Source organism: Flexivirga sp. G2 (genome assembly GCF_055397625.1).
The window spans coordinates 2,711,161-2,731,156 of record NZ_AP039675.1 but is presented as its reverse complement, the minus strand read 5'-3'; the positions used below and the strand labels follow the sequence as shown (position 1 = coordinate 2,731,156).

The following is a 19,996-nucleotide window of genomic DNA, read 5'->3' as shown; positions in this document are numbered from 1 at the left end:
CGTGCGTGCGACGAAGAAAATCGCCATTCCCGCGATCGTGGCAGTGATGGCCGTTGCCGGTTGTGCCAACAGCAGCTCGGGCGGTGGCGGGGGCTCCAACGGTGCAACCGGGGGCTCCGGCGACAGTGAGATCAAGAACCTGCCCGTTCAGGACAAGATCGATGTCCCGTCCGATGCGGTCAAGCCGGCCGGTGACGGCAAGGCGAAGTGTGCGGCCGGCACCACCATCGGTTATGTCGGCGCGATGACCGGCGACAACGCCCAGCTCGGCATCAACATCTACAACGGTGTGCAGTTGGCCATCAACGAGCACAACAAGGCCAACCCGGACTGCCAGGTCAAGTTCAGCAAGTTCGACACCGAGGGTGACCCGACGAAGGCGACCGGCCCGGCGACCAAGGCCGTCTCGGAGAAGAACATCGTCGGTGTCGTGGGCCTGCCGTTCTCGGGTGAGTCCAAGGCGACCGGCAAGATCTTCGAGCAGGCCGGCCTGGCCCACATCACGCCGTCGGCGACCGACCCGGCACTGGCCAAGAACGGTTGGAAGACCTTCTTCCGTGGCCTGGGCAACGACAACGTCCAGGGTCCGGCCGTCTCCAAGCTGGCCGACAAGCTCGGTGCGAAGAAGACCTTCGTCATCCAGGACGACTCGACCTACGGCATCGGCCTGGCGGCGACCGCGAAGAAGGGTCTCGGCAGCAAGCTGGCCGGGACCGACAAGGTCATCACCAAGCAGAAGGACTTCTCCGCCACGGTCCAGAAGGTCCTCAACTCCAAGGCCGACGCGGTGTTCTACGCCGGCTACTACGCCGAGGGAGCGCCCCTGGACCAGCAGCTGGTGGACGGCGGCTACAAGGGCGTGTTCATCGGCCCGGACGGTGTGAAGGACCCGGAGTTCATCAAGCAGGCCGGCGACGCGGCCAAGAACGCCTACTTCACCTGCCCCTGCATCCCCGGTGACCTGATCCCGAGCTTCGCCTCGGCATACAAGAAGGTCAGCAACGGGGCCGCACCCGGAACCTACTCGGTCGAGGGGTATGACGCCGCGACGATCATGTTGACCGCCATCGACAAGGGCAAGACGACGCGACCGGCGATGGAGAGCTTCATCAAGTCGTACGACGCGGACGGGCTGTCCAAGCACTACAAGTGGAACTCCATCGGAGAGTTGTCCTCGCTGCCGGTCTACGGCTACAAGGCCGACGGTTCCGACATCAAGTCGGTCGGCATCATCAGCAAGGGCTGACAGGAAGCACCGCACGGCGCGACGGTTCGCACACATGAAGGGCGAACCGTCGCGCTGTGTCGAGAGGCGCTTCGAGGGCGCCGGACAACTGCCGGACTCACAGGACCGAAGGATTCCCCGATGCTGCACGAACTTGCGGCCGACGCGGCGGGTGGAAGCTGGATCAGCTTCGACTTCAACGCGCTCTTCTCGAACTTTCTGCCCGCGACGCGTGACGGCCTGACCTACGGGAGCATCTACGCGCTCGTTGCGGTCGGCTACACCCTCGTCTACGGCGTGCTGAATCTCATCAACTTCGCCCACTCCGAGGTGTTCATCTCGGGTGCGTATGCCGTGGTCTTCACGCTCACCGGCATGGGTTTCAACGGCAACGCCCCGAACCTGGGCACGATCCCGCTGATCGGTGACCTGCTGGTCGCGCTGGTCGCGGGAGCTCTGACGTCGGCGGTCGTCGCCGTCCTGGTCGAGCGGATCGCGTACAAACCGTTGCGTGCCCGTGGGGCACCCAGGCTGGCGTTCCTGATCACCGCGATCGGTATGTCGTTCGCGATCCAGTACCTGATCTTCCTGTGGCGCGGGTCGGTCGCCGAACCCTCGGTGCGCATGTTGCCGGTGAAGCCCATCTTCCAGTTCGGCGACACGATCATCTTCCTGCAGCAGATCGTCATCGTCGTCGCGGCGCTGGTGATGATGCTCGCGGTCGACCAGTTCGTCCGCAGGACACGCGCCGGGCGCGGTATCCGCGCGGTGGCGCAGGATCCCGACACCGCGACCCTGATGGGTGTCAGCACCGAGCGAATCATCCTGCTGACCTTCGCGATCGGCGGTCTGCTCGCCGGTGCGGCGGGCCTGTTCTACATCATGCAGGTGCCGTCCGGTGCGCTCTACAACGGCGGTTTCGTGCTCGGCATCAAGGCGTTCGCGGCGGCTGTGCTCGGTGGCATCGGCAACATCCGCGGGGCGTTGCTCGGCGGCCTGCTGCTCGGCCTGATCGGCAACTACGGCCAGTACCTCCTCGGCGACGCGCAATGGAACGATGTCGTCTGCTTCATCGTGCTGCTGCTGGTCCTGATGGTCCGGCCCGAGGGTGTGCTCGGCTCCAACCTGGCGAAGGTGCGTGCGTGACGATGGCCATGGGAAAAGACCCGCTCGGAAGCGTGCGAGCAGAGCAGAAGGAAGACGACAGTCAGGCCACCGAGGGTGCGCGCAAGGCCGGAATGTTCGACGGCGTGCGCGGCTGGTGGAACGGCCTGCAGCGGTGGCAACAGTGGTGTGTGCTGGCGATCCTGCTGGTCGTCGTGCTGTTCCTGCCGGTGCTGAACCCGCCGATCATCAGCACCCCGGACACCGATTTCTCGATCGCCTGCTTCAACATGGCGCGGTTCGCGCTGGCGGCGCTCGGGCTGAACGTCGTGGTCGGTCAGGCCGGGCTGCTGGACCTCGGGTATGTCGGCTTCTTCGCGATCGGCTGTTACGTGGCCGCGTTGTGGACCAGCCCGGACAGCAGCTACGTGCACATCCCGTACCTGTTCACCCTGCCGCTGGCCATGGTGGTCACGGCGGTGTTCGGCATCCTGCTCGGCGTACCCACGCTGCGATTGCGCGGTGACTATCTGGCCATCGTGACCCTGGGCTTCGGCGAGATCATCCGGTTGCTGGCCAATATCGTGCCGGCGTTGAACGGCAACACCGGCTTCCAGGACGTCGGTATGCCGCCCGGCACGCACAACGGCAAGCCGATCTTCGAGAACGGCACCGCCTGGTACATGATGACCGTCGTCATCATCGTCATCGTGATGCTGCTGCTCGGCAATCTGGAACGTTCCCGGGTCGGCCGGGCCTGGATCGCGATCCGCGAGGACGAGGACGCCGCCGAGACCATGGGTGTCCCGACCTTCAAGTACAAGCTGTGGGCCTTCGCCATCGGCGCCGCGATCGGCGGCCTCTCCGGGGCGCTCTTCGCCGGGCAGGTCGGCTTCGTCAACAACCAGAAGTTCGACGTGGCGACCTCGATGTTGTTCCTGGCGGCGGTCGTCCTCGGCGGCTCCGGCAACAAGTTCGGCGCGGTGCTCGGCGGTGCGATCGTCTCCTACATCCCGGACCGGTTCGTGGGCATCGCGGACTACAAGTACCTCATCTTCGGTATCGCGCTGGTGGTGCTGATGATCTTCCGGCCGCAGGGTCTGCTGGCGGCGCGCAACCACCTGCTTGCGGCCATCCGACGCCTGCGGGAGTGGGTCGGTGACGCTCCGACGAGCACCCCGAGCACCGCGGCGACCGGCGCGACGTCGATCAGCCTGCACAAGGAGGAGGACCAGTGACCGGCCCCGAGAACCTCGGCGCGGCAGTGCCCGAGGGGAGTGACGTCAACCAGCCGGTGTCCGATGAGGAGATCGCCGAGCTGGTCGCCCCGGACCGCGACATCGCGGTGTCGGTCGGCGAACCGTTGGTCGAGATCAACGACCTGACAGTGCAATTCGGCGGTCTGACCGCGCTTGATCACGTCACCTTCGACATCAAGCGAGGGGAGATCCTCGGCCTGATCGGCCCGAATGGCGCCGGCAAGACGACCTGCTTCAACGCGATGACCGGTGTCTACAAGCCTTCTGCCGGCACCGTCCTGATGGAGGGCGAGTCGCTGGTCGGCAAGAAGAAGCACGCGATCACGCGTTCGGGCGTCGCCCGGACCTTCCAGAACATCCGGCTGTTCGGCGAGATGACCGCACTGGAGAACGTCGTTGTCGGACTCGACGCCCGACACGGGACCAGCGTGCCCGGAGCGATCTTCCGCAGTCGCAGACACCTGCGCGAGGAACGCGAGTCGATCGATCGTGGCATGGCGCTGCTGGAGTTCGTCGGCATCGCCGAGCAGGCGCAGTCGCCGTCGCGGAGCCTGCCGTACGGCTACCAGCGGCGGCTGGAGATCGCCCGTGCGCTCGCCACCGATCCGAAGTTGCTCTGCCTGGACGAGCCGGCCGCCGGCTTCAACCCGGCCGAGAAGGAAGGGCTCATGGAGCTCATCCGGCAGATCCGGGGCGACGGATACACGGTGCTGCTCATCGAGCACGACATGAAGCTGGTCATGGGCGTCACCGACCGGATCGTGGTGCTGGAGTTCGGCCGCAAGATCGCAGACGACATACCGAAGAAGATCCAGCAGGACCCTGCTGTGATCGCGGCATACCTGGGCGTGGAGGACGACGACGATGGCGTTGCTTGAGCTGAACGACGTGAGCGTTCACTACGGGCGCATCCAGGCGATCCACGACATGTCGATCAAGGTCGACGAGGGTGAGATCGTCTCGTTGATCGGCGCGAACGGCGCCGGCAAGACGACGACGATGCGTGCGGTGGCCGGCCTACTCGGCCTGTCGCACGGTTCGATCACCTTCGACGGCGACGACATCTCGCGGACGAGGGCGCACCTGCGGGTGGTCAAGGGGATCTCGCTGACCCCCGAAGGCCGCGGGATCTTCCCGGCGATGACGGTCATGGAGAACCTCGACATGGGTGCCTACGCCCGCAAGGACAAGTCGAGCATGGCCGACGACTACGACCGGGTCTTCGACCTCTTTCCCCGGTTGAAGGAGCGCCAGAAGCAGTCCGGCGGAACGATGTCCGGCGGCGAGCAGCAGATGCTTGCGATCGGTCGCGCGTTGATGGCGCACCCGAAACTGCTGCTGCTCGACGAACCGTCGATGGGGCTGGCACCGCAGTTCATCCGGCAGATCTTCCGGATCATCAAGGAGGTCAACGCGCAGGGCACCACGGTGCTGCTCGTCGAGCAGAACGCCAACCAGGCCCTGAAGCTGGCGAACCGGGCGTACATCCTGGAGACCGGCCACATCACGCGCGAGGGTTCCGGTGCCGAGCTGGCCTCCGACGACGCGGTGCGCGCGGCCTACTTGGGCGCCTGACCTACTTCCGGGTAGAAGTTTCCCCGGCCGGCCACCGCACGGTCCGGCAAGGGGCGTACTCTGCGGAGTTGCACGTGTGGCTCGGGGTCATCCGTCGGAGGTTCAACAGTGGCAAGGTCAGCGGTGCAGGTCACGCGTATGACGTCAGGGGACGAGCAGGAGCTCGTCTCCTTGTGGCGCCAGGCGAAGAACGCCGAAGGGCACAGCGACGATCAGATCGACCGTGCCCTGCGCGAGGGGCGGTTGACCCGAGCGTGCGCCCGCCCGGACGTGCGCGTCTACCTGGCTGCGATCGACGGCGACCCCGTTGGTTACACCATCGTCATGTCGGGTCCGATGTCCGCGCTGCTGGACACCCCTGCGGTCTGGGTGGACGTGCTCTGGGTCAAGCCCGGCCGGCGTCAGCGGGGCGTTGCCGGTGCGCTGCTGAAGGTCGTGGCGTCATACGCCGAGAGCATCGATGCCCCCGAGATCGTGTCGTGCGTGCCGTCGAGCAGCCGGGACGCCAACCGCTTCTTCGCGCGGCTCGGCTTCGCCTCCGTCGTGACCGAGCGCAGCACCACGCCCACGGCGCTGCGCCGGCGCCTTGCCGGGCACGGGCTGCCGGCCGTGAGTGACGCGGTCCGGCTGCGTCGGTCGTTGCGCGCGCGTGCGCGGGCCCGCAACTGCGAGCCCGCACTCGCGCAGTCGTCGACGCTGGTCGACTAACTCGCCTTCGGCGCCGAGTCGCGCAGCAGGCAGGTGATCCGGCTGGTGCACAGCCGGTTGCCCTGATCGTCGGTGATGACGACCTCGTACGACGCCAGCGTCCGCCCCAGCGACAGCGGTGTGGCGGTCCCGGTGACCAGACCCGACCGGGCGCCCCGGTGGTGCGTGGCGTTGATGTCGAGGCCGACCGCGATGCGTCCCTCGCCCGCGTGCAGCGCGGCGCCGACCGAACCCAGGGTTTCGGCGAGCACCACGCTCGCACCGCCGTGCAGCAGGCCGTAGGGCTGGTTGTTGCCCTCGACCGGCATGGTCGCGACGATGCGCTGCGGGCTCGCCTCGACGAACTGGATGCCCATCTTCTCGCCGAGGGTTCCGGCGTTCATGTCGTTGAAGAGCTTGACGAGTTCTGCGTCCGCGGCAGGGGTGGGGGACTGCGTCGTGTTGTCGGTCATGACGAATAGGCTGCCACGTGTGAAACGCCTCCTTCTCCTCGACGGTCACTCGCTCGCCTACCGCGCGTTCTACGCGCTGCCCGTCGAGAACTTCTCGACGACCACCGGCCAGCCCACCAACGCCGTCTACGGCTTCACCTCGATGCTGATCAACGTCCTGCGGGACGAGGAGCCGACCCACGTCGGTGTCTGCTTCGACGTCTCCCGGCAGACCTTCCGCGCGGAGGAGTACGCCGAGTACAAAGCGGGTCGGGCCAAAACGCCGGACGAGTTCAAGGGGCAGGTGTCGCTGGTCCACGAGATCCTCGACGCGCTGAAGATCCGCTACATCGAGATGGCCGGCTGGGAGGCCGACGACCTGATCGCGACCCTGTCGACGCAGGCGGAGGCCGACGGTTTCGACGAGGTGCTGATCGTGTCCGGGGACCGCGACGCGATGCAGCTGGTCACCGACAAGGTCACCGTCCTCTACCCGGCCAAGGGTGTCTCCGACCTGTGGCGGATGACGCCGGCGAAGGTCGAGGAGCGTTATCTCGTGTCGCCGGAGCGCTATCCGGACCTCGCGGCGCTGGTGGGCGAGAAGTCCGACAACCTGCCGGGTGTGCCCGGCGTCGGCGCGAAGACCGCCGCCAAGTGGATCGGGCTGTATGGCGACCTGCCCGGCATCGTCGACCACGTCGGCGAGATCAAGGGCAAGGTCGGTGACTCGCTGCGCGAGCACCTCGACGGCGTGCTGCGCAACCGGCGGCTCAACCAGCTGGTGCGTGACGTCGCGATCGGTGTGACGCCCGAGGAGTTGGAGCGCCAGGTATGGGACCGCGACCAGGTGCACCAGGTCTTCGACGGCCTGGAGTTCCGGGTGCTGCGCGAGCGGCTCTTCGCGACCCTGGACGCAGCCGGCGACGAGGCTGAGGGTGCAGTCGAGGTCGAGGGTTCGGTGCTCGCGCCCGACGAGGTCGCTGCCTGGGTCGGTGCCAACCTCAACTCGACGGATCGGGCCGGCGTGCACGTCGTGGGGGACTGGGCACGCGGCACCGGCGACGTGCGGGCGCTTGCGGTGGCCGTGGGCGACGAGGACGCCGGGCGGGCGGCATACTTCGACGTGGCGGAGCTGCCGCCGGACGCGGAGCAGGCCGTGCGCGACTGGCTGGCCGATGCCGACCGACCGAAGGTGCTGCACGACGCCAAGGGTCCGCTGCAGGCGTTGTATGCCGCGGGCCTGCCACTGGCCGGCCTGGTGAGCGACACCGCGCTCGCGGCATACCTCGTGCGCCCCGACCAACGGGCCTACGACCTGGCCGATCTGGTGCTGCGCTTCCTGCGCCGCGAACTGCGGCCGGAGCAGGACAACCCGGCGCAGGGCATGCTCGACCTCGACGGACACGACCATCAGGGTGAGGAGGCGATGGTCCAGGCGCGAGCGGTGCTCGACCTGTCCGTTGCTCTCGACGAGCAGGTTGCCGAGACCGGTGGCACCGAGCTGCTGGCCACGATGGAGCTGCCGCTGGTCGACCTGTTGGCGCAGATGGAACGCGTCGGCATCCATGTCGACCCGGAGCTGCTCGACCGGCTGGAGAGCGACTACGCCGACGCCCTCGAGCGCGCCGCCGAGGACGCCTACGAGGCGGCCCACGGGGAGCGGATCAACCTGGGCTCGCCCAAGCAGCTGCAGGTGCTGCTCTTCGACAAGCTCGGGATGCCCAAGACGAAGAAGACCAAGACCGGCTACACCACGGACGCCGATGCGCTGACCGATCTCTACGCCAAGACCGAGCACCCGTTCCTGGAAGCCCTGCTGCGCCACCGGGATTCGGCACGCCTGCGGGTCACCGTCGAAGGCCTGACCAAGTCGATCGCGGACGACGGTCGCATCCACACGACCTACCAGCAGACCATCGCGGCGACCGGCCGGCTCTCGTCGACCGACCCCAACCTGCAGAACATCCCGATCCGCACCGAGGCGGGCCGCCGGATCCGCGAGGCGTTCGTCGTCGGTGACGGGTTCGAGTCGCTGATGTCGGCCGACTACAGCCAGATCGAGATGCGGATCATGGCGCACCTGTCCGGTGACGAGGGCCTGATCGAGGCGTTCCGCAGCGGTGAGGACCTGCACCGCTTCGTCGGCTCGCGGGTGTTCGCCGTGCCGCCGGAGGACGTCACGGCCGAGATGCGGGCGAAGGTCAAGGCGATGTCCTACGGCCTGGCCTACGGATTGTCGGCATACGGACTGTCGAAGCAATTGGCGATCAGCGCCGCCGAGGCGACGACGTTGATGGAGGAGTACTTCACCCGATTCGGGGGAGTGCGCGACTACCTGCGGGAGATCGTCGACGTCGCGCGCAAGACCGGTTACACCGAGACGATGCTCGGCCGCCGGCGCTACCTGCCGGACCTCACCTCCGACAACCGGCAGCGCCGGCAGGCCGCGGAACGGATGGCGCTCAACGCCCCCATCCAGGGTTCGGCCGCCGACGTGATGAAGCTGGCCATGCTGCACGTGCGCGACGCATTGGCCGCGGCCGTCGTGAAGTCCCGCATGCTGCTGCAGGTTCACGACGAGCTGGTGATCGAGATCGCGCCCGGCGAGCAGGACCGGGTCGAGCAGATCGTGCGCCGCGAGATGGGCAATGCCGTCGAGCTCGATGTGCCGCTCGACGTGAGCATCGGGGTCGGCAACTCCTGGCACGCGGCAGCGCACTGATCCGTTCGGCGCGAGCAACTCGCGCCGACAACACGAAACTGTCGTCGGTTACTCGCCGAAATCAGCGGATTCCGGTGAGTAACCGACGACAGTAGTGAGTTGGTGCGGACCTGACGTGCTGGCGCGGAGGTCAGTCGTCCCAGTCGCTGCGCGGGCGTCGGCGTTCGCGGCGGGACGCGGGGTTCTCGTCGAGATCACGCAACCGTGCGTCGAAACGCCGCTCATCCCGGTCGTCGGCGTCCCGGTCGTCGCGCGGGCCGCCGAGGAGCAGTTCGGGGTTCTGCTGCTGCGCACCGTCGGCACGTCCGCGATCGTCACGATCCCGGTCCTCCCGGTCGTCCCGATCCCGGTCGTCCCGATCCCGATCGTCCCGATCCCGGGGGTCGCGGTCGTCGGCGTACCGGCCGCGCGGCTCGTCGTCCCAGCCACGACGGTCACCGGAGCGCGGACGGTCATCGGGGTAACCGCCGGTGTGCCGTGCCGGACGCGACTCGGTGCGACGATCCACACCGAACATCACGGCGCCGAGCACGATCGTCAGCAGGCCGATGGCGGCGCAGGCGATGGCGCGGTACTTCTCGACGTCGGTCACCCGGTAGCAGGTGCCCTTGGCGAACGTGCTGCTCGCCGGACTCGCGGCGGTGCCGCATCCGAAGACCGAGCCGCTGTCGGTGCGGACGCCCGTTGCGGGAACGAAGTAGAAGTAGACGGCCGCGACGATGAACGCGAGGCCGATGAGGATGCAGATCTTGGTGCCGGTGCGAGGAGTCATCACCGTGCGGGTCTCGAGGTCTTCGGGCATGAGCCGAATGTTACCCACCGGTCAGGTCTCGGCGGGGGTCACCGGGCCATGACGGAGGGAATCTCCACCCAGGCACGCAATTCGGTGGACCCGGCGCGGCCCAGATCGAGCGTCGCCGAGCCGGATGGCCGCGCGCGCGACCACTTGCCGCCCGGTGCGCGCTCCGCGATCAGCACCGAGATGTGCGTCGCCGGTGCGTGGTCGACGTGCCACGGGTCGGTGTCCTCGGGCTCGGGCCAACCGAGCATGTAATAGGCGTCGTACCCAGCGCGGCCGAGTTGGAACCCGATCGCCGAGTCGATGCTGAGGGAGCGAATGCCGCTGCCCTGGACCGCCACCGGCGCCGAGGGTTGCGCGTGCTTCCCGAGGTATGACGTCACCACCGAGCTGGCGTGTCGAGCGGCCTCCTCGCCGGCCCAGGCGGGAGCGGCCGCGGTGCTGGCGGCGACCACTGCAAGGGCGACGGCCACGACGACGCCGACCGCGGTGCGCCATACCGCGGGCACCCGAGCCGCCTGCGCAACGAGCCGGTCCCGCGGCACCAACTCCGTGACACGCACGGCCAGGGCGGCGACACCGAAGACGGCGATCACCAGTGTCGGCAGCAACCAGTAGCCGACCGTGAAGCCCGCCATGTAGGTCAGGCCCCATGCCTCGATGGGTATGGCGATCAGCGCCAGCCCGCACGCGAAGCTGCCGGCCGTGCGCGGCCGCCGAGATCCCGCGAAGGCACCGAGCGCCAGCAGCATCGCCCCGACCGCACCCGCAACCACCGCGATGCCGTGCTCGTCCGGACGATACGTGTTGTGGAACCGGCCGAAGCCGACCGGTGAGAGCCGGTCGAGCGTGTAGGCGACGGCGTGCGGCCAGGACGCGCCGGTGCCGGACGACCGGCTGCGGTACGTGATCAGCTGCTGCAGGTTGTTCGGCTGGTAGATCACCAGCTCCAGCAGGGACGGCAGCCAGACGACGAACGTGACGACGGCGGCGACCACCCACCGCCGGCGCAGCCAGTCGACGTCATGCCGCGACATGCGCACATGTCGGAGGCGCCGCCAGAGCGCCAGCGCGGCGAGGGCCACGGTGAGACCGACGACGAACGGCACGAACGCCAGGTTCGACTGGGCCACGAACGACGCGGCGACCGCATAGAGCCACAGCACGGACAGATCGCCGTCCACCAGCGCCCAGCCGCAGACCAGCACCAGGAGCATCGGCAGCGTGGCGACGTAGACGTTGAGCGGTCGGACGAGTTGCTCCGGACCGAGTGCCCACTCCAGCAGCAACACCGCGAGCGTCGTCGGTATGGCGGTCCGCAGCGCCCGCATCCGGAACGCCACGATGATGGATCCGCCTGCGGCTATTGCGTTTCCGATGGCGACGGACAGCAGGATGCCGGCGCCGGAGAAGCCGAGCAGCCCCGCGATCGGTGCCGCGAAGTAGTACTCCAGCGGGCCGAGGTGATGGGTCGGGACGTTGGCGCCCTCGGTCAGGATGCTTGTCGAACGCTGGCCCATAACCGGCGGCCGGCCGCTGAAGACCGCGCGCATCCGGTCGGCGATCACCGCGTCGTCGCCCTCGGGCGCCCAGCCGTGAGAGACGGCGCGCACGTAAGCGACGCCGATCGGGATGAGCGCGATCAGCACCAGCCAGGTTGCCGGGTGGCGTGCGGCATACCGCAGCCGTCGCAGGACGGTCGCCGGCATGGGTCACCTCGGGGTTGCGGAATCGCTCGGGGTCGCGGGAAGCGTTGGCCGCAGGTTACCCGCGTCGTTGATCTTGGACACGAGCATGGCACGTCGGTTCGGACATAATGCGGTCGTGGATGTCGGCGGGATCGTGTTGGCCGGGGGAGCGGGCAGTCGCATGCGACCGCTCACGGACGACTGCCCGAAACCGTTGCTGCCACTGGGTCCGGAGCCGCTGGTCGGTTATCAGTTGCGTCGGCTGGCGGCGGCCGGGGTGCGCGACGTCGTGGTGTCGACCGGGTACCTTGCCGACCGGTTCGCGACGACGCTGGGCGACGGATCGCGTTGGGGTCTGCGCCTGGTGTACTGCGTCGAGACCGAACCACTCGGCACCGGCGGCGCGCTGCGTGCGGCGATCGACCTGCTGCCCGGCGTCGACCGCGTGGTCGTGCTCAACGGCGACCTGTTGTCCAGCCATGACCTGACAGCGCACCTGCAGTCGGCGGGATCGGCCGGTGCGTGCTTGCACGTGCGTCCGGTGCCGGACGTCTCGGCATACGGGAAGGTGACCTGCGACGAGGACGGGCGGGTGCGCGAGTTCGTCGAGAAGTCCGGGTCCGGTCCCGGCCTGGCGAACGCCGGCACCTACGTCGTCGCGGCGGGCCTGCTGCGTGCGCTGCCCGTCGGCCGGTCGTCCTGGGAGCGGGACCTGCTGCCCGCGCTGATCGGCTCCGGCACGGAGGTTCGCGCGTGGCGCGGCGACGGATACTTCCGGGACGTGGGCAGCCCCTCGTCATACCGGATGGCGAGTGTGGATGCGGTGACCGGTGCGCTCCCGGGCGCTCTGAGCGCCGATCCGGACGCCTGGGTCGCTGCGGACGCGTCCGTCGACCCGGCCGCGCGGCTGACCGGTGGTTGCAGCGTCCAGTCCGGTGTCGTGGTCGAGGCGGCCGAGCTGGACGAGGTGGTGTTGTTGCCTCGCGCTCGGGTGGGCGCCGGCGCGGAGCTGGCGCGGTGCGTCGTGGCCGAAGGCGTGACGGTGCCGGCCGGCACCGTCGCGAGCGACATCGTGCTCGACGGAGAACTTACCGATCAGTAGCCCCGAGTGTGACCTGGATCTCGGCGAAGTATGCTTGCGCGCGTCCTGCCCCCGAGAACCTCTGCGACTTGATGAGCCCACGACCCACCGGCGGTGGCTACCGCCCGGCGCTGGATGGCATGCGTGCCGTGTCGGTGCTCACGATCATGCTCTACCACGTCCCCTATGAATGGGTGACCGGCGGGTACTGGTCGGTCAATGTCTTCTTCATCGTCTCCGGCTACCTGATCACCGGGTTGCTGCTGAAGGAGCTGGACAAGTGGGGATCGATCGACCTCGTCGGCTTCTACGCCCGCCGTGCACGCCGGCTGCTGCCCGCGTTGTTGCTCATGCTGGTCGTGGTCTCCCTGGCCTGGCCGCGCATCCTCGGCGACGACACTCCCAGCACCATCAGGGGCGACGGTCTGGCGACGCTCTTCTACGTCGCCAACTGGCGGATGATCCTCACCGGACAGTCCTACTTCGACCAGTTCGGGACCACCGCGGAGACGCCGTTCAAGCACGCCTGGACCCTCGGCATCGAGGAGCAGTACTACCTGCTGTTCCCGATCCTGATGATCGTCCTGTTCCGAGCCTTCGGCAGGCGGGGCCGCGGCAAGATCCTCGCGGTGATGATCGGTCTGGCTGTCCTGTCGGCGCTGGTGATGGCGAAGGTCTACGTCCCGGGCAGCGACCCGTCGCGCGTCTACTACGGCACCGACAGCCGGATGCAGGACATCCTGGTCGGCGCCGTGCTGGCGGTCGGTATGTCGATGCTCGACCGCCGACGGATGGTCGCCTGGGCCGAGCGCAACCGGCCCTGGGTGATAGGCGTCGGCTGGGTGGTCGTCGCACTGACGGGCTACTGGTTCTTCTGGATACCGGCGAGTGGGTGGGTCTTCTACGGCGGCTACCTCGTCTTCGACACGATGTTCGCGGTGCTGATCGCCTCGGTGGAACTGCTGCCGGGCAGCTCGGTCGCTCGGCTGCTGTCCTGGCGGCCGCTGGCCTGGATCGGGATGCTGTCCTACGGGCTGTATCTCTGGCATTACCCGCTGTTCGTGGTGCTCACCCCGGACCGCGTGCACCTGTCCGGCATACCGCTGCAGATCCTGCGGTTCGGGCTGACGTTCGCCATCGCGAGTGCGTCCTACTACTTGATCGAGAATCCCATCCGCAAGGGTGCGCTGCGCAAGCTCGGCCACAAGGTCAGCACGCTCGTGCCGGTGGCCGCGGTCGCCGCCACTGCCATCGCGATCGCAGTGTCCGTCAACGGGATTCGGCTCGCACCGGTGGCGCGTGCCGGTGAAGGAGTGACTGTTTCCGGTGGCTCCGGCGGCTACCCGTTGCTGATCATCGGCGACTCCGTCGGCTTCTCGCTGGGCTACAACTTCCCGAAGCAGGCGTTCCCGGGCATCAACCCCACCGCAGCGGTGGACTTTGGGTGCGGCACCGCCGAGCAGAGCATCGTGATCGACGGCAAGCGCCAGCCCACCGAGTCGGAGTGCTCGGACATCTTCCAGCACTGGGCCGACGGCGTCGGCAGCACGAAGCCGAAGGTGATCGTGTGGACGCTCGGCCCGTGGGAGGTCTTCGACCACTACGTCGACGGCAAGACGCTCAAGGTCGGCTCCGCCGCCTACTCCAGCTACCTGCAGTCCCGGCTGGAGCTCGGCCTGCAGACCATGGACAAGGCGGGTCCGCACGGCCCCATCGTCATACCGACGGTGCCGTGCCTGGGCCAGCCCAAATACCTGGTCGGCGGTGTCAACATGGCGACCGACCGCAACGACCCGAAGCGCGCGGCCGCGGTGAACAAGATCCTGCAGTCGTTCGCGGCGAAGCACCCGAAGACCGTCCACCTCGTCAACCCGGGTGAATTGGTCTGCCCGTCGGGCAAATTCACCGAGAAGGTGCACGGCGTGCAGATGCGCGACGACGGCGTGCACTACACCAAGGCGGGGGCGCAGGCGTTCTGGAAGTGGTTGTTGCCGCAGGTCGCCCACTGGGTGCCGGGCACACCGAGGGCGCATAGGTGACGGGCTCGTCAGCGGACCGCCGAGTCGGAGCACTGGACGGCATTCGCGGTGTCCTCGTGATCTTTTTGCTGCTCTTCCACTTCGGCGTCACTCAGCTCTCCGGTGCCTGGCTCACACTGAACGTGTTTTTCGTGCTGTCCGGGTTCCTCATCGTCCGGATGCTCGTCCAGGAGCGAGCCCGAACGGGCCGGATCCGGTTCGTCGCGTTCTATGCGCGTCGTGCGCGACGACTGTTCCCGGCGCTCGCCCTCCTCCTGATGGCGGTCGTGATCTATGGCCTCGCGTTCGCGTCGTCCGCCCAGCGGGCCTCACTGCGGTGGGACGTGCTGGCCACCATGGGCTACTTCATGAACTGGCGGCTGATCTCCCAGAGCGACCAGTACTTCGTTCATTTCGCCGAGCCGTCCGTGCTGCAGCACACCTGGTCGCTGTCCGTGGAGGAGCAGTTCTACCTCGTCGTGCCGCTTCTGGTGCTCGCGCTCATGGCAATGCTGCGCACCCGTCGGGCGGTGATCTCGGCGCTGCTCGGACTGGCGACGTTGTCCGCGGTCTGGATGGCTGTCGTCGGCGTCGGGACCGACCACGCCCGTTCGCATCTGTACTACGGCACGGACACCCGGGCGCAGTCGCTACTGCTGGGTGCCGCGCTCGGTGTCTGGACGGCTCGGTTCGGTGCCCGCCCCCGGCCGAATTCGTTCTCCGTGAAGCAGGTTCAGCTCCTCGGCAGTGGCGCGTTGGCAATCACGTTGGTCGGGTTCGTGGTGGCGGATCCGCAGACGACGCTGATGGCGAACGGCGGCATGTTCGTGCTGTCGCTGGCGGCCACGGCCTGGGTGTGGGCAGCGGCCGACGACCGGACGGGACCTCTGCAACGCGTGCTGGCGGTGCGGCCGTTGGCGGCGCTCGGCCGGATCTCGTACGGCGCCTACCTGTGGCACTGGCCGATCGGACTCTGGCTCGGCCAGGCGCTGCCCGGAGCGCCCGTCTGGCAGCGGGTGGTCGCAGGCTTCATGCTGACGATCGGTATTGCCACCCTGTCCTACCAACGGCTCGAGAGACCGATCCACGATCACGGCTGGCGGGCGCTGCTCGGCGGTGCGTTGAGGGCCCGCACTGTGGCAGTGGCCGTCGCGGTGGCCCTCGTCGTCGGAGCCTTCGGCCTGCACGGCAACCCGGCGGCTGCCGCCGAGGGGCCGCCGGTAGCGGCGCCGGCGCCGAACCTGGTGCCACGACAGCCGACATACAGGGCGCCGGAGACCCCCGAAACGATTGCGCTGTTCGGCGATTCGGTACCGGACCGGCTGACGAAGGACTTCCCGGCGAGCGACTACAAGAATCTGAAGGTCATCAACGGCGCGAGCTCGGGCTGCGATCTACTGACGACGCCCTACCTGAATCCGGGCAACAACGACCCGGAGTCTCTGCGGCCGGATTGTGTTGCGTTCAAGAAGGAGTGGCCGAAGCAACTGGAGGGTACCGGGACCAAGCTGCTGCTGATCATGCCGTCCCGACTGCTGCAGCTGACGCATGTGATCGACGGCAAGAAGCGCACCCTGGGTGATCACGTCTACGACCAGGCCGTGCGGCATCAGCTGGATGTCGTGGCGGCCGGCGCGAAGCGCGCCGGCGCCAGGGTCGCGATGGTGACCATGCCGTGCTATGACCCGAAGACCGCGGCCGGAGTGTTCCTGAAGACGATGCGGGAGAGTGCACCCGAGACGCTGCACGCCTTCGCCCACCCGGCGCAGTTGAACGCGTTGGTCCGCGGGTGGGCGACTGCGCACGGGGCTCCGGTGATCGACCTGCACGGTGCGGTGTGCGGGTCCGGTGACACTCCGAAGAGGCCCGGCGGCAACAGCCTGTATGCCGACGGCGTCCACTTCTCGCCGTGGGGTGCCAAGGTCGTCTGGAAATGGCTGGCGCCGGAGGCGCTACGGCTGGTGGGGGAGAGGTCGTGAACCTACCCGCCGCACGTCGCGCGGCCCCGTCGCGAGCGGGCGGTCAGTACCTGGCGTCGATCGACGGCTTCCGCGGCATTGGTGTGCTCATCGTGCTGCTCTACCACGCGGGCTGGTCGGTGTTGACCGGGTCGTTCCTCGCGATCGACATGTTCTTCGCGGTCAGCGGCTACCTGATCACGTCGCTCCTGCTGCGCCAGGTGGGCCGCTGGGGGACGGTCCCGCTGCTCGCGTTCTGGTGCGGTCGCGCCCGCCGACTGCTACCCGCGATGACCGGTGTCGTCATACTCGCAGCGGCATACGCCAAGTTCCTCGCCGATCCGACGACGCTCGGGCGGTTCCGGATCGACATGGTGTCGGCACTGACCTTCTGGTCCAACTGGCACTTCATCGACGACAAGCAGTCCTATTTCCAGGGCGGTTCGACGGTCTCGCCACTACTGCACACCTGGTCGCTGTCGATCGAGGAACAGTTCTACGTCGTCTGGCCGTTGGTGCTGCTCGGCTGGCTCACCTGGCGACGGGGCCGGCTACGTGGTCTTCCCACGGTGCTGGCAGTGCTGGCTGTTTCGTCGGCCGCGTGGATGGCGACGCTCTACCACCCGTCCGGTGACCCCTCGAGCGTCTACTACAACACCTTCAGCCGCGCCCAGGCGCTGCTCGTCGGATGCGCGCTGGCGGTGCTGCTGGAGCAGCAGGCACGCCGGGGACGGCGCCGCCGCCAGTCGACGGTGCTGCTCGGCATACCGATGCGCTCCTCGACGTGGTCGACAGTCGCCGGTGTCCTGGGGCTCATCTGGCTCTTCGCAGTCCCGCTGCTGGTCGACGCCCAGACCGAGTGGATCTTCCGCGGCGGGTTCCTGCTCTCCGGCCTCGCCGCCGTCGGGTTGTGCTGGCACCTCGCCACGTGCCGGGACAGCCGGCTGTCGCGTGCCCTCAGCTGGTGGCCGCTGGCCGCTGTGGGCAAGCGCATCTACGGCCTCTACATCTGGCACTGGCCGCTCTTCCTGATCCTCGATGAGCAGCGAACGCACCTGGACGGGCTGGCGTTGGTCGCGGTCCGGATGCTCGTCGTCTTCGTGGTGGCGTTCGCATTCGACCAATTCGTCGAGCGGCCGATCCGACAGGGCGCCCTGCGCCGGCTGATGCCGCACGGCGGCGTCGTGGCCGCCGGGGTCGCCCTGGCACTCGGCGTCACGTGCGCGTTCGCCTCGACTGCGAACGCCAAGGACCCGATCTTCGGCACCGCGCTCCCGGGCAGCATCACCACCGTCACCGGTCCGATGCGACCCGGGCAGGACCGGGTGGACGTCTTCGGCGACTCGGTGGCCTTCACACTCTGGAAGTACTACCCGGCTGGCGACTTGTCCTCGCTCAGCGTCGGGTCGAGCACCCAGTTGGGCTGTGGTGTCGCCATACCCCAGCAGTTGCAGGTGGAGAAGTTCCAGACGACGCCGGCGACGCAGTGCGCAGGGTGGCAGCGACGGTGGGCGGCGCTGGTGAAGGAGACCAAGCCGCGGTTGTCGATCGTGGTGTCCGGCTCCGCTGAGCTCTTCGATCGCCGGGTCGGGGGGACGGTGCTCCGAGTCGGCACGGCGCCGTGGCGGGCGGCGCTGCTCAAGGCGTACGGCGAAGCGGCGGATGTCGCCGGCCAGCGCGGTCGCTACCCGGTGACGATCGCGAACATCCCCTGCTATGACCGGCAGGGCGCGAGTGGCATGGGTGCGCTGCCGGGTGTGGATCCGAACGAGGACGCCGCCGCGGCCGCGACACAGAACGAAGTATGGCGGCAGGACGCCGTCAACGACGTGCTGGCCGAGGTGGCACGGACACATCCCAGGACGACGGTCCTCGACATGCGCAGCTACCTGTGTCCGAACGGGAAGTATCAGCCGCAGGTGGACGGGGTCACGATGCGTCCGGACGGAGTGCACTTCGCCAAGGCCGGGGCGACGCAGTGGTGGAGCCACTTCACCCCTGAGCTGCGCAAGCGGTTCGGACCGAACGTGCCGGTCAACTCCATCTCGCAGTAGTCACGTTGCAGGTGGTGAGAACCTTGCGGGATGGGTGAACTGACGACCGACGAGCGACGCGTGCTCGACCTGGTGGACGAGGACGCCCTGCTGGCCGACCTTGCCGAGCTGGTCGCCATACCGTCGGTCGGGGGCAGTGCCGGGGAGGTAGCGGCGCAACGGTGGTGCGCCGAGAGGCTCCGGGCCGTCGGGCTCGAAGTGGACGAGTGGGAGATCGATCTACCCGACCTGATGTCCGACCCTGACTTCCCGGGCGCGGAGGTCGAGCGCAGCGGAGCGGTCGGCGTCGTCGGGGTGCTCCCGCCGTCGGACGGATCGGCAACGGACACACCGGCGCTCGCGTTCTGCGGACACACCGACGTCGTACCGCCCGGTGACCTCGACGGGTGGCCGGGCGGGGATCCGTTCGTACTGCGGGTCCGCGATGGCCGCGCTCACGGCCGCGGGGCCAGTGACATGAAATCGGGCGTCGTCGCGATGCTCGCCGCCGTCGATGCGGTCCGCCGCTCCGGCATCCACCGGACCCGGCCGCTCGCCGTCCATTGCGTGAGCGGCGAGGAGGACGGCGGTCTGGGTGCCTTCGCGGCGTTGCGCCGTGGGCACGAGGCCGATGCCTGCATCATCACCGAGCCGACGGCGGAGACCGTCATACCCGCCAACGCCGGGTCGCTCACCTTCCGGCTGGAGGTGCCGGGCCGGGCCGCGCACGGCTCGCAACGGCTGGCCGGGGTGAGCGCCGTGGACAAGCTGGCCGTCGTACACGACGCGCTACGCGCCCTGGAGAAGAACCGAAACACACAAGTACCAACCGAATTCGCGCACCTCGCGCTGCCCTGGCCGCTGTCGATCGGAGTCGTCCGCGCCGGCGACTGGGCCAGCACGGTGCCCGATCTGCTGGTCGCAGAAGGCCGGTATGGCGTTCGCCCCGGCGAGTCCGTGCACGACGCCCGGCGCGCCTTCGAGGACGCCGTGGCGCGAGTGGGGGAGCAGGACCCGTGGCTGCGCGACCACTCGGTGCGGGTGACCTGGCCAGGCGGTGTCTTCGCGTCGGGTCGACTGCCGGAGGGGGATCCGTTGCTCGGTCGGGTCGTCGGTGCGATCGAGGACGTGCGGGGGAGTGCTCCGGGGGTCGTCGGTGCGCCATACGGCTCGGATCTGCGCCTGTATGCCGCCGCCGGCGTCCCGACCCTGCAGTACGGCCCCGGTCGGATCGAGGAAGCGCACGCGGTCGACGAGTCCGTCGAGGTCGCCGACCTGCTGGCCTGCGCCAGGGTCTGTGCACTGCTCGCAGCCCGTGCGTGCAGGCCCGGATGAAGTGACCGGTGAGTAGGTCTCGATACGCAGCGTCCTCCACTTCGCTCCCCCCGCTGCTAC

At 68.2% G+C, this 19,996-nt stretch carries 15 protein-coding genes; 12 read left to right on the top strand and 3 right to left on the bottom strand.

Annotated elements, in window-relative coordinates; translation table 11 throughout:
- The first annotated feature begins 1 nt into the window (after window position 1).
- The 6 genes from ACZ50J_RS13240 to ACZ50J_RS13215 all read left to right on the top strand — a co-directional run bounded on the left by ACZ50J_RS13240 (window position 2) and on the right by ACZ50J_RS13215 (window position 5,871).
- The gene (locus ACZ50J_RS13240; RefSeq protein WP_464297620.1) at window positions 2–1,246 is read left to right on the top strand and encodes a branched-chain amino acid ABC transporter substrate-binding protein; all 1,245 of its coding nucleotides are present in this window, start codon (window positions 2–4) and stop codon (window positions 1,244–1,246) included.
- 120 nt (window positions 1,247–1,366) lie between these two features.
- Window positions 1,367–2,371 (top strand): branched-chain amino acid ABC transporter permease, encoded by a 1,005-nt coding sequence (locus tag ACZ50J_RS13235; RefSeq protein ID WP_464297619.1) that lies wholly within the window; start codon window positions 1,367–1,369, stop codon window positions 2,369–2,371.
- A 2-nt stretch (window positions 2,372–2,373) separates the two neighbouring features.
- Complete coding sequence (locus ACZ50J_RS13230) at window positions 2,374–3,567, top strand: branched-chain amino acid ABC transporter permease (RefSeq protein WP_464301351.1); 1,194 nt, start codon at window positions 2,374–2,376, stop codon at window positions 3,565–3,567.
- A 56-nt stretch (window positions 3,568–3,623) separates the two neighbouring features.
- Complete coding sequence (locus ACZ50J_RS13225; RefSeq protein ID WP_464301350.1) at window positions 3,624–4,466, top strand: ABC transporter ATP-binding protein; 843 nt, start codon at window positions 3,624–3,626, stop codon at window positions 4,464–4,466.
- Window positions 4,453–5,163: an ABC transporter ATP-binding protein gene (locus ACZ50J_RS13220; protein WP_464297618.1), complete on the top strand. Its 711-nt coding sequence runs from the start codon at window positions 4,453–4,455 to the stop codon at window positions 5,161–5,163. Before ACZ50J_RS13225 ends, ACZ50J_RS13220 begins: the two co-directional genes overlap by 14 nt.
- A gap of 138 nt (window positions 5,164–5,301) precedes the next feature.
- Window positions 5,302–5,871, top strand: a complete 570-nt coding sequence (locus tag ACZ50J_RS13215; RefSeq protein WP_464297617.1) for an N-acetyltransferase family protein — start codon at window positions 5,302–5,304, stop codon at window positions 5,869–5,871.
- On the opposite strand, the gene ACZ50J_RS13210 is transcribed toward ACZ50J_RS13215, so the two are convergent.
- Window positions 5,868–6,323 carry a PaaI family thioesterase gene (locus ACZ50J_RS13210; RefSeq protein WP_464297616.1) on the bottom strand — a complete coding sequence of 152 codons (456 nt, stop codon included), beginning with the start codon at window positions 6,321–6,323 and terminating at the stop codon, window positions 5,868–5,870. The two genes, ACZ50J_RS13215 and ACZ50J_RS13210, sit on opposite strands and share 4 nt — an antisense overlap.
- A gap of 19 nt (window positions 6,324–6,342) precedes the next feature.
- Here ACZ50J_RS13210 and polA point away from each other — a divergent pair, with 19 nt between their 5' ends.
- Window positions 6,343–9,024 (top strand): DNA polymerase I, encoded by a 2,682-nt coding sequence (gene polA, locus ACZ50J_RS13205; RefSeq protein ID WP_464297615.1) that lies wholly within the window; start codon window positions 6,343–6,345, stop codon window positions 9,022–9,024.
- A 130-nt stretch (window positions 9,025–9,154) separates the two neighbouring features.
- Here polA and ACZ50J_RS13200 read toward each other — a convergent pair whose 3' ends face one another.
- The gene (locus ACZ50J_RS13200) at window positions 9,155–9,826 is read right to left on the bottom strand and encodes a hypothetical protein (RefSeq protein ID WP_464297614.1); all 672 of its coding nucleotides are present in this window, start codon (window positions 9,824–9,826) and stop codon (window positions 9,155–9,157) included.
- A gap of 38 nt (window positions 9,827–9,864) precedes the next feature.
- Window positions 9,865–11,532 (bottom strand): hypothetical protein, encoded by a 1,668-nt coding sequence (locus ACZ50J_RS13195; RefSeq protein WP_464297613.1) that lies wholly within the window; start codon window positions 11,530–11,532, stop codon window positions 9,865–9,867.
- Window positions 11,533–11,617: 85 nt separating this feature from the next.
- On the opposite strand from ACZ50J_RS13195, the gene ACZ50J_RS13190 reads away from it, so the two are divergent.
- The 5 genes from ACZ50J_RS13190 (at window position 11,618) to ACZ50J_RS13170 (ending at window position 19,936) form a co-directional block, all read left to right on the top strand.
- The gene (locus ACZ50J_RS13190; protein ID WP_464297612.1) at window positions 11,618–12,613 is read left to right on the top strand and encodes a sugar phosphate nucleotidyltransferase; all 996 of its coding nucleotides are present in this window, start codon (window positions 11,618–11,620) and stop codon (window positions 12,611–12,613) included.
- Between the two features lie 71 nt (window positions 12,614–12,684).
- Window positions 12,685–14,631, top strand: a complete 1,947-nt coding sequence (locus ACZ50J_RS13185) for an acyltransferase family protein (RefSeq protein WP_464297611.1) — start codon at window positions 12,685–12,687, stop codon at window positions 14,629–14,631.
- Window positions 14,628–16,589: an acyltransferase family protein gene (locus tag ACZ50J_RS13180; protein WP_464297610.1), complete on the top strand. Its 1,962-nt coding sequence runs from the start codon at window positions 14,628–14,630 to the stop codon at window positions 16,587–16,589. The genes ACZ50J_RS13185 and ACZ50J_RS13180 overlap by 4 nt, the downstream gene beginning before the upstream one ends.
- The gene (locus ACZ50J_RS13175) at window positions 16,586–18,622 is read left to right on the top strand and encodes an acyltransferase family protein (RefSeq protein WP_464297609.1); all 2,037 of its coding nucleotides are present in this window, start codon (window positions 16,586–16,588) and stop codon (window positions 18,620–18,622) included. The genes ACZ50J_RS13180 and ACZ50J_RS13175 overlap by 4 nt, the downstream gene beginning before the upstream one ends.
- Before the next feature lie 30 nt (window positions 18,623–18,652).
- Window positions 18,653–19,936, top strand: a complete 1,284-nt coding sequence (locus ACZ50J_RS13170) for an ArgE/DapE family deacylase (protein WP_464297608.1) — start codon at window positions 18,653–18,655, stop codon at window positions 19,934–19,936.
- Window positions 19,937–19,996 lie beyond the last annotated feature (60 nt).

Coding starts and splice junctions, on each gene's coding strand:
- ACZ50J_RS13235 (WP_464297619.1), top strand. CDS start 1,367: ATGCTGCACGAACTTGCGGCCGACGCGGCGGGTGGAAGCTGGATCAGC.
- ACZ50J_RS13230 (WP_464301351.1), top strand. CDS start 2,374: ATGGCCATGGGAAAAGACCCGCTCGGAAGCGTGCGAGCAGAGCAGAAG.
- ACZ50J_RS13220 (WP_464297618.1), top strand. CDS start 4,453: ATGGCGTTGCTTGAGCTGAACGACGTGAGCGTTCACTACGGGCGCATC.
- ACZ50J_RS13215 (WP_464297617.1), top strand. CDS start 5,302: ATGACGTCAGGGGACGAGCAGGAGCTCGTCTCCTTGTGGCGCCAGGCG.
- ACZ50J_RS13210 (WP_464297616.1), bottom strand. CDS start 6,323: ATGACCGACAACACGACGCAGTCCCCCACCCCTGCCGCGGACGCAGAA.
- ACZ50J_RS13200 (WP_464297614.1), bottom strand. CDS start 9,826: ATGCCCGAAGACCTCGAGACCCGCACGGTGATGACTCCTCGCACCGGC.
- ACZ50J_RS13195 (WP_464297613.1), bottom strand. CDS start 11,532: ATGCCGGCGACCGTCCTGCGACGGCTGCGGTATGCCGCACGCCACCCG.
- ACZ50J_RS13190 (WP_464297612.1), top strand. CDS start 11,618: ATGGCACGTCGGTTCGGACATAATGCGGTCGTGGATGTCGGCGGGATC.
- ACZ50J_RS13185 (WP_464297611.1), top strand. CDS start 12,685: ATGAGCCCACGACCCACCGGCGGTGGCTACCGCCCGGCGCTGGATGGC.
- ACZ50J_RS13170 (WP_464297608.1), top strand. CDS start 18,653: ATGGGTGAACTGACGACCGACGAGCGACGCGTGCTCGACCTGGTGGAC.